Annotated in this window: 9 protein-coding genes; all 9 read right to left on the bottom strand. The window is 56.3% G+C overall.

The window, feature by feature from the left end; all coding sequences use genetic code 11:
- The coding region (locus tag MYY08_RS16085; RefSeq protein WP_288014914.1) for a POTRA domain-containing protein at nt 1–544 on the bottom strand (544 nt) is incomplete at its 3' end.
- A 52-nt stretch (nt 545–596) separates the two neighbouring features.
- Nucleotides 597–1,937, bottom strand: a complete 1,341-nt coding sequence (gene rseP, locus MYY08_RS16080) for a sigma E protease regulator RseP (RefSeq protein WP_038628050.1) — start codon at nt 1,935–1,937, stop codon at nt 597–599.
- 12 nt (nt 1,938–1,949) lie between these two features.
- Complete coding sequence (cdsA, locus tag MYY08_RS16075) at nt 1,950–2,807, bottom strand: phosphatidate cytidylyltransferase (RefSeq protein WP_288014912.1); 858 nt, start codon at nt 2,805–2,807, stop codon at nt 1,950–1,952.
- An 18-nt stretch (nt 2,808–2,825) separates the two neighbouring features.
- Nucleotides 2,826–3,578: a (2E,6E)-farnesyl-diphosphate-specific ditrans,polycis-undecaprenyl-diphosphate synthase gene (gene ispU / locus MYY08_RS16070; RefSeq protein ID WP_038628054.1), complete on the bottom strand. Its 753-nt coding sequence runs from the start codon at nt 3,576–3,578 to the stop codon at nt 2,826–2,828.
- 188 nt (nt 3,579–3,766) lie between these two features.
- Nucleotides 3,767–4,969 (bottom strand): 1-deoxy-D-xylulose-5-phosphate reductoisomerase, encoded by a 1,203-nt coding sequence (gene ispC, locus MYY08_RS16065; protein WP_038628055.1) that lies wholly within the window; start codon nt 4,967–4,969, stop codon nt 3,767–3,769.
- Between the two features lie 146 nt (nt 4,970–5,115).
- The gene (gene frr / locus MYY08_RS16060; protein ID WP_038628058.1) at nt 5,116–5,673 is read right to left on the bottom strand and encodes a ribosome recycling factor; all 558 of its coding nucleotides are present in this window, start codon (nt 5,671–5,673) and stop codon (nt 5,116–5,118) included.
- A gap of 139 nt (nt 5,674–5,812) precedes the next feature.
- Nucleotides 5,813–6,538 carry a UMP kinase gene (pyrH, locus tag MYY08_RS16055; protein WP_038628061.1) on the bottom strand — a complete coding sequence of 242 codons (726 nt, stop codon included), beginning with the start codon at nt 6,536–6,538 and terminating at the stop codon, nt 5,813–5,815.
- A 152-nt stretch (nt 6,539–6,690) separates the two neighbouring features.
- Nucleotides 6,691–7,542 carry a translation elongation factor Ts gene (tsf, locus tag MYY08_RS16050; RefSeq protein ID WP_038628065.1) on the bottom strand — a complete coding sequence of 284 codons (852 nt, stop codon included), beginning with the start codon at nt 7,540–7,542 and terminating at the stop codon, nt 6,691–6,693.
- Between the two features lie 256 nt (nt 7,543–7,798).
- Complete coding sequence (rpsB, locus tag MYY08_RS16045) at nt 7,799–8,524, bottom strand: 30S ribosomal protein S2 (RefSeq protein ID WP_038628067.1); 726 nt, start codon at nt 8,522–8,524, stop codon at nt 7,799–7,801.
- Nucleotides 8,525–8,733 lie beyond the last annotated feature (209 nt).

The following is an 8,733-nucleotide window of genomic DNA, read 5'->3' as shown; positions in this document are numbered from 1 at the left end:
CATTGATCTGCTGGATTTTCGCCGAAACGCCTTCGGTAAAGACCAGTTTCAAATCGACGCGGTTGCGCGGCAGCGGCGTCACTACCGCTTTTACGCTGGCGCTGTATTTGCCGACGCTGTAGTAGAAATCTTCCAGCCCTTTTTCAATACTGGAGATAGTCGTGCGATCCAGCGCTTCGCCGACGCGCACGCCGGACGCTTCGAGATTCTGTTTGAGCATGTCATCTTTCACCGCCTTGTTGCCGGAGAAAGTGATGCTGGCAATGGTGGGACGCTCTTTGACCTGAACAATCAGCGTGGCGCCGTCGCGCAGGACCTGAACATCTTCGAAGTTCCCGGTAGCAAACAGGGCGCGAATGGTATTACTGATATCTTCATCATCTACCGTATCACCAACACGCACCGGCATGCTGAGCAGAGCCGCACCGACAGCGACTCGCTGCAGTCCTTCGAAATGAATGTCCTTCACTACGAACCCGTCTGCACCGTAAACGGTGGCGCTGCTGAACAGCAGCGACGCTATGAGCAACTTTTTCATCGCCATCGTTGTTATGCGTTCTTCCTAACACGTCCCAGCCTGGACAACGTTCCGGTCATCACAGGCGAGAGAAATCATTGAATAGTGCAAGCCCCATTAACAGCACCAGCAAAATCGAGCCGATGCGATAACTGAAGTCCTGAACTCGCTCGGACACCGGTTTTCCTTTGATTTTTTCAATCGCCAGAAAAAGCAGATGCCCACCATCTAATACCGGTAACGGGAACAAATTGATAATACCGAGATTCACGCTGATAAGCGCAAGAAACATCAGGTAATAAATCATCCCATACTCTGCTGACATCCCGGCGCCCTGCGCGATAGAAATCGGCCCGCTCAGGTTGTTCAGCTTAACATCGCCGGTGACCAATTTGCCAAGCATGCCGACCGTCAGCTTCATCAGCTGCCAGGTTTTCTCCCCGGCCTCGCCAATGGCAGCGAACGGACCATACTGCCGCACCGTTTTATACTCTTCCGGCAGCGGCAGCACGCGCGGCACGACGCCGGCAAACCCTTCCGCGCCTTTCGCGGTCGGCGTCAGCGTCAGGCTGACGATCTCACCCTGGCGCTCGACATCCAGCGCGATGGCTTTGGCCGGACTTTCCCGCACCAGGTTAACGAAATCCCGCCATGCCGTCAGCGGTTGCCCATCGACTTTAACGATCCTGTCGCCAGCTTGCAAACCTGCCGTGCTGGCAGGCGAGTTCGTCTGTACATCCGCCAGTACCGTTTCAATCTCCGGCCCGCGCGGCGCGATGCCCAACGCCGACACAGGGTCCTGCTTGTCCGGCTCAAAATGCCAGTTACGCAAATCGACCCGTTTTTCCACACGCTGCGATGAACCGAAAGGCGACAGCGTCAGGGTAACGTCGGTGTCGCCGATCTTACCTACCAACGCCATGCGCACGGCATCCCAGTCAGGCGTTTCGATGCCATCTACAGCTTTAAGTTCCATTCCGGGCGAAATTTGCGCTTCCGCCGCCACCGAATCGCTCAGGATTTCGCCAATTACCGGACGCACGCCGGGGACGCCGTGAATAAACACCAGCCAGTAGGCGAAAATGGCGAAGAGGAAGTTGGCGACGGGGCCGGCGGCGATGACTGCCGCGCGCTGCAGCACCGTTTTATTGTTGAAGGCCTGATGACGCAGTTCCGGCGCGACGCTCTCTACCCGCTCATCCAGCATTTTGACGTAGCCGCCGAGCGGAATCAGCGCGATGACGTACTCGGTGCCGAGCCGGTCGCGGCGGCGCCATAGCGCCTTGCCGAAGCCGACGGAAAAGCGCTCGACTTTAATCCCGCAACGGCGCGCCACCCAGAAGTGGCCGAATTCATGCACGGTGATCAGCACGCCCAACGCAACGATAAAGGCGGCAAGACTCCAGATAAAGCTCAGCATAGCGTCTTGTCCTTACAGCGTCCTGAACACCAGCAGCAGTAAACAGGCGAAGACCGGCACCGCAGCGGTCAGGCTGTCGATACGATCGAGAATGCCGCCGTGGCCGGGGATCAGATGCCCGCTGTCTTTGATGCCCGCTTCGCGCTTGAACATGCTTTCCGTCAGATCACCCAGCACGGAAGCCAGCGTAGCGATAATGGAGCTGATCAGCAGCGTGGCCGGCGCAACGCTGAGCGGCGCCCACAGGCCGAACAGCCAGGCGATCAGCGCGGCAGTGACCAGCCCGCCGAAAAAGCCTTCCCAGGTTTTGCCCGGCGACACTTTCGGTGCCAGCTTATGCTTACCGAACAGACGGCCGAACATATAAGCCCCGGAGTCAGCGCCCCAGACCAACACCATCACGTACAGCAGCCACCAGGCGCCGGCGAAATGGTCAGCGGTGTAGTGATACTGACGCAGCGCCACCATGCCGAAGAAAAACGGCACGATAGTCAGCACGCCGAACAGCAGGCGCAACGCGCGCGATTGCCGCCAAAAGCTGGCGGAACCGGGATAGGACAATACCAGCAGCAGCGCGACAATCCACCAGCCGAGCGCAGTCCATAGCGAACCGCTGAACTGCGGCAGCTGCACGGCATATTGATAAGGAGGAAGCGTGAAAAGCATCAGGGCAAGCAGCAGGCCGCAAAGCACGGCCAGCCAGATGCGTTGAAGACGGGAAGTGAAGCCGGCAAGCTGGCCCCATTCCCATGCGGCCAGCATGCATACCACAAGCGTGGCGATGGCGAACCCGGAGGGCGGTAACCAGAAAAGCGCAGCGATCACCAAAGGAATTAAGATGAACGCTGTAATCAGACGCGACTTCAGCAAAGGTTACCCCCAGGGCGCTCAGGCGCCGCCAGGTGCTGCGCCGCCAAATCGACGCTCACGATGTGAGAAAGCATTCATTGCACCTTCAAAAACTTGTTCGTCAAAATCAGGCCAGAGAACATCGGTAAAGTAAAACTCCGCGTAGGCGATTTGCCACAGCAGGAAGTTACTGATGCGATGTTCCCCCCCGGTCCTTATTACCAGATCCACCGGTGCCAAATCATGCATACAGAGAAATCCGGACAGCGTAGTTTCCTCGATCTGGTCAGGACGGAGCAACCCTTCCTGCACCTGCTCGGCTATCTGTCGTACGCCGTGAATAATATCCCAACGGCCGCCATAATTCGCGGCAATGTTGAGGGTTAATCCATTATTTTGTTGAGTAAGTTCCTCGGCGCGGCGAATACGCTCCTGTAAGCGTGAATTAAAACGGCTGATATCGCCAATAATTCTTAAGCGAACATTGTGTTTGTGCAGGCTTTTTACTTCGCTATCCAGCGCCCAGACAAACAGCTCCATCAGCGCCACCACTTCCTGGGGCGGACGGGACCAGTTCTCGCTACTGAAGGCATAAAGCGTGAGTGCTTCCAGTTTATTGCTGACGGCAAAGCTTACGGCGCGACGCACCGATTTCACTCCCGCTTTATGACCAGAGACACGAAGTTTGCCCTGATTTTTCGCCCAGCGGCCGTTGCCATCCATGATGATGGCCACATGACGCGGGCGTATCCGCTGCTGGTCATCGGTTGTTATTTGAGTTTCGGACGACATAACGCGTATTCATTTCCTTTCATCAGAAATACAGCGGCTTCTGAATACATTTCCCGTGCGGCCGTAAAAAAGCCGTGACGACCACGGCTCTGTTCACCGCTCTGGCTGTGTGTAAATGCAAAACGGGAGCCGGGGACTATACCAGTTTCCCCCAGGGCTCACAAATAGCGACCACGCAAAACTGCGAATTAACCCGCCGCGGAGAAACGCGGCAACAGCGCCTGCGCCGCCCGTCGCGCCTCAGTATCGATCGCCAGTACCGCGTCCACGCTTTGTGGCTCAGCATGGTGAAGCGATGCCAAAACGGCGGTGTTGAGCGCGGCAATATCGGTAAAGCGAATCCGCCCGTTAAGAAACGCGGCGACCGCTATCTCGTTTGCCGCATTCAGCGCGGTGGTCGCCGCCTGCCCCTGCTCGCACGCATCCATCGCCAGCTTCAGGCAGGGATAGCGATGAAAATCAGGTTCGGCGAAGGTTAACGCCTTCATGCGGGTAAAATCGAGCGGTGTGGCGCCCGCTTCGACCCGCTGCGGCCAGGCCATAGTATGCGCGATCGGCGTACGCATATCCGGCGATCCCAGCTGCGCCAGCACGCTGCCGTCGCGGTAGCGCACCATAGAGTGAATCACCGACTGCGGATGCAGGATCACTTCCATCTGCGCATCGGTTGCATTAAACAGCCAGCGGGCTTCAATGTATTCCAGGCCTTTATTCATCATGGTGGCGGAGTCAACGGAGATTTTACGTCCCATCGACCAGTTCGGATGCGCGCATGCCTGCTCCGGCGTGACGGTAGCCAACGCCGGGAGCGGCGTGTCACGAAACGGTCCACCAGATCCCGTAAGGATGATCGACTCAATGCCGTTCTCCTGCAGGTTAGCGTATCCTAACTGTTGCTGGATGGAAGCCGGTAAACTCTGAAAAATGGCATTATGCTCGCTGTCGACAGGCAACAGACGCGCGCCGCTGGCGCTCACCGCCTCCATAAATAAACGGCCGCACGTGACAAGGGATTCTTTATTCGCCAGCAGCACCGTTTTGCCGGCGCGAATGGCGGCCAGCGTCGGCAGCAGGCCCGCCGCGCCGACGATCGCCGCCATCACCTGATCTACCTCATCCAGCGCCGCCAGTTCACATGCGGCCTCTTCGCCGAACAGCACCTCGGTTTTTGCGCCCTGTTCATGCAGGCGCTGGCGCAGCAGGCGCGCGGAGGCTTCATCAGCCATCGCGGCGTAGTCGGGATGGAAGCGCAGGCACTGCTCGGTCATCAGATCGACATTGTATCCGGCGACCAGCGCCTTAACGGAGAACTGCTGGGGATTAGCCGCCACCACCGCCAGCGTATTAGTGCCAATCGATCCGGTGGAGCCGAGAATGGTTAGTTGCTTCATGAGGCCGCTCTGTGTAGAAATTCGGACACGGCGCTACAGAGAAATGCGCCAGTGCGCCAATAATGGGGAGAAAGCAAAACGCCGTCAAACAGCGTAGGCTGGATAACAGTACGCTGTGGACGGCGTTTTACAGAAGCGTGATGGAATCAGAAGTCCATCAGCTCCGTTTCTTTTTCAGCCAGCGCGGCATCGATTTTCTTAATATACGCGTCGGTCATTTTCTGAATTTCATCCTGCGCACGGCGTTCTTCATCTTCGCCGATCGCTTTGTCTTTCAGCAGCGCTTTCACTTTGTCGTTCGCGTCGCGACGGACGTTACGCACGGAAACACGGCCCTGCTCAGCTTCGCCACGCACGACCTTGATCAGATCTTTACGACGTTCTTCGGTCAATGGCGGCAGCGGCACGCGAATGTCGGTGCCGGCGGAGCTCGGATTCAGACCGAGATCGGAGGACATGATCGCTTTCTCAACAGCCGGACCCAGAGAGCGGTCAAACACGTTGATCTTCAGCGTGCGTGAGTCTTCGACGGTAACGTTGGCCAGCTGGCGCAGCGGTGTCGGCGTACCGTAGTATTCTACTACGATACCGTCGAGAAGCGCTGGTGATGCGCGGCCAGTGCGTACTTTGCCGATGTTATTTTTGAACGCCTCAACGCATTTTTCCATGCGCGTATCGGCATCTTTTTTGATGTCGTTAATCACGTTGTAACCCTTGGATTCTGTTTGACCTGCCACGGCTACGTGTCAGGAAACGGTAAAATTCGTCGGTAATCCTGAACGGTGCGCGACGCGCTAAACGCCGCGCAGACAGAATATACCCTATTTTACGCCGTGACGGATATTAATGCGTAATCAGGGTGCCTTCTTTTTCACCCATTACGACACGACGCAGCGCGCCCGGCTTGTTCATATTGAACACGCGAATCGGCAGCTGGTGGTCGCGCGCCAGCGTAAAGGCGGCCAGATCCATCACTTTCAGTTCACGTTCCAGCACTTCCTGATAGGAGAGCTGGTCATACAGGGTCGCGTCCGGGTTCTTAACCGGATCGGCGGAATAAACGCCGTCGACTTTGGTGGCTTTCAGCACCACGTCGGCTTCAATTTCGATCCCGCGCAGGCAGGCGGCGGAGTCGGTCGTAAAGAACGGGTTGCCGGTGCCGGCGGAGAAGATCACTACGCGATTGTTGCGCAGCAGGCTGATGGCTTCCGCCCAGCTGTAGTTGTCGCATACGCCGTTCAGCGGAATCGCTGACATCAGGCGCGCGTTCACATAGGCGCGGTGTAGCGCATCACGCATCGCCAGCCCGTTCATCACGGTCGCCAGCATGCCCATGTGGTCGCCCACGACGCGATTCATGCCCGCCTGCGCCAGACCGGCGCCACGGAAAAGGTTGCCTCCACCAATCACGACGCCCACCTGAATACCCAGCTCCACCAGCTCTTTAATTTCCTGAGCCATGCGATCGAGCACGCTCGCGTCGATGCCGAAACCTTCGGCGCCCTGCAGCGCTTCGCCACTCAGTTTTAGCAGGATACGTTGATAAACAGGTTTTGCATTGGTAGCCATGGTCGTTTTTCCTGGAAGCTATCATGAAAATGAGGAGTTAAATCCGATCTATCATCCGCTTAGCCGGTAAGGAAAGCTATTGGGATGAGACTGAAAAATGCTGACGAACTCAGACAAAAAAGAACCGCCGGTTGGCGGTTCTTTCGGGACCATTAAGACTGCTTGGACATAGCAGCAACTTCTGCTGCGAAGTCGCTTTCGACTTTCTCAATGCCCTCACCCACTTCGAAGCGGATGAAGTTGATGACGTCAGCGCCTTTCTCTTTCAGCAGCTGGCCAACGGTTTTGCTCGGGTCCATTACGAAGTGCTGACCGGTCAGGGAAACTTCGCCGGTGAACTTGTTCATACGGCCCTGAACCATTTTCTCAGCGATTTCGCGCGGTTTACCGGACTGCATGGCGATATCCAGCTGGATCTGATGCTCGCGAGCCACCACGTCAGCCGGTACGTCTTCCGGCTTCACATATTCCGGCTTGCTTGCCGCAACGTGCATAGCGATGTGTTTAACCAGCTCTTCATCAGCGCCGGTTGCAGAAACCAGAACGCCGATACGCGCGCCGTGCAGGTAAGAACCTACAACGTCGCCTTCCAGGATAGCAACGCGACGGATGTTGATGTTTTCACCGATTTTCGCTACCAGCGCGGTGCGCTGATCTTCGAATTTCGCTTTCAGCGCTTCGATATCAGTGATGCGCTCAGCGGTTGCAGCGGCGATAACTTCTTTACCGAAAGCCAGGAAGCCTGCGTCTTTTGCAACGAAGTCGGTTTCGCAGTTCAGCTCGACGATCACGCCGACATTGCCAGCGACTTCAGTCAGGATTACGCCTTCAGCAGCAACGCGGCCAGATTTCTTCGCCGCTTTCGCCTGACCAGACTTACGCATGTTGTCAATCGCCAGCTCGATGTCGCCATTCGCTTCAACCAGCGCTTTTTTACATTCCATCATGCCCGCGCCAGTACGCTCGCGCAGTTCTTTTACCAGAGCAGCGGTAATATCAGCCATTCTCTCTTCCTCAGTTGTCTGTTGCCTGCGGTTTTTCTTCCCGCTCGCGCGGGAAACGGCCGCCACGATATTGCCGGGACGACCAGCCTGCCTGCCCGCAATTCGCTGCGGGCCAACAGCCCCTGTTCGCAGGAGTGCGTCGCCGCCCGGTCAGACGCTGCCGGACCGGGCGGCGGTTAAAAAAATAAAGGGGCCTTAAGCGGCCCCTTACAGATCATATCTGAATGATAAGGGCTCTGTAGCAGAGCAAACCTTATTAAGCGTTCTCTAAAGAAGCTTCTTCTGCCTGCTCAGCCAGATCCTGAGAGCGGCCTTCGCGAATGGTAGTCGCTACAGCGGTCAGGTACAGGCTAACAGCACGGATCGCATCGTCGTTACCCGGGATAACGAAATCAACGCCATCCGGATCGGAGTTGGTATCAACGATAGCAAATACCGGGATACCCAGGTTATTTGCTTCTTTGATCGCGATGTGTTCGTGATCGGCGTCGATCACAAACAGTGCGTCCGGCAGACCGCCCATGTCTTTGATACCGCCCAGGCTGTTTTCCAGCTTGGCCAGTTCACGAGCGCGCATCAGCGCTTCTTTTTTGGTCAGCTTGTCGAACGTACCGTCCTGAGACTGAGTTTCCAGATCTTTCAGACGCTTGATGGACTGACGAACGGTTTTCCAGTTAGTCAGCATACCACCCAGCCAGCGGTGGTTGACGAAGAACTGGTCGCAGCTCAGTGCAGCCTCTTTGATTGATTCGCTGGCAGCGCGCTTAGTACCGACAAACAGAATCTTACCTTTACGGGAAGCGATTTTGTTCAGTTCCGCCAGAGCGTCGTTGAACATCGGTACGGTTTTCTCAAGGTTGATGATGTGAACTTTGTTACGCGCACCGAAGATGAACGGCTTCATTTTCGGGTTCCAGTAACGGGTCTGGTGACCGAAGTGAACACCAGCCTTGAGCATGTCGCGCATGGAAACAGTTGCCATGATTACCTCTGTAATAAGTTGGGGTTGGGCCTCCACATATCCCATGCAACCGACCCCGAAAGGCACCCCGGCGCATGTGCCGATATGTGTGTGTTATTTACACGGGAGATTTATGCGTTTCCCGCAGGGCTTTCGCCTTACATGGAATCGTCGGCGCGCTTTATACCATAAAGCGTGATTTGACGCCAATATTTGTTAGCGCTTATCGG

It is taken from the genome of Mixta sp. (assembly GCF_024610815.1).
Classification (GTDB): Bacteria; Pseudomonadota; Gammaproteobacteria; order Enterobacterales; family Enterobacteriaceae; genus Mixta; species Mixta calida.
The sequence above is the reverse complement of the archived record's forward strand: the minus strand, read 5'-3'. Positions and strand labels throughout refer to the sequence as shown.

Bases quoted from the DNA above. Each gene is read 5' to 3' on its own strand.
- pyrH (WP_038628061.1), bottom strand. From the start codon at position 6,538: ATGGCTACCAATGCAAAACCTGTTTATCAACGTATCCTGCTAAAACTG.
- rseP (WP_038628050.1), bottom strand. From the start codon at position 1,937: ATGCTGAGCTTTATCTGGAGTCTTGCCGCCTTTATCGTTGCGTTGGGC.
- tsf (WP_038628065.1), bottom strand. From the start codon at position 7,542: ATGGCTGATATTACCGCTGCTCTGGTAAAAGAACTGCGCGAGCGTACT.
- ispC (WP_038628055.1), bottom strand. From the start codon at position 4,969: ATGAAGCAACTAACCATTCTCGGCTCCACCGGATCGATTGGCACTAAT.
- rpsB (WP_038628067.1), bottom strand. From the start codon at position 8,524: ATGGCAACTGTTTCCATGCGCGACATGCTCAAGGCTGGTGTTCACTTC.
- ispU (WP_038628054.1), bottom strand. From the start codon at position 3,578: ATGTCGTCCGAAACTCAAATAACAACCGATGACCAGCAGCGGATACGC.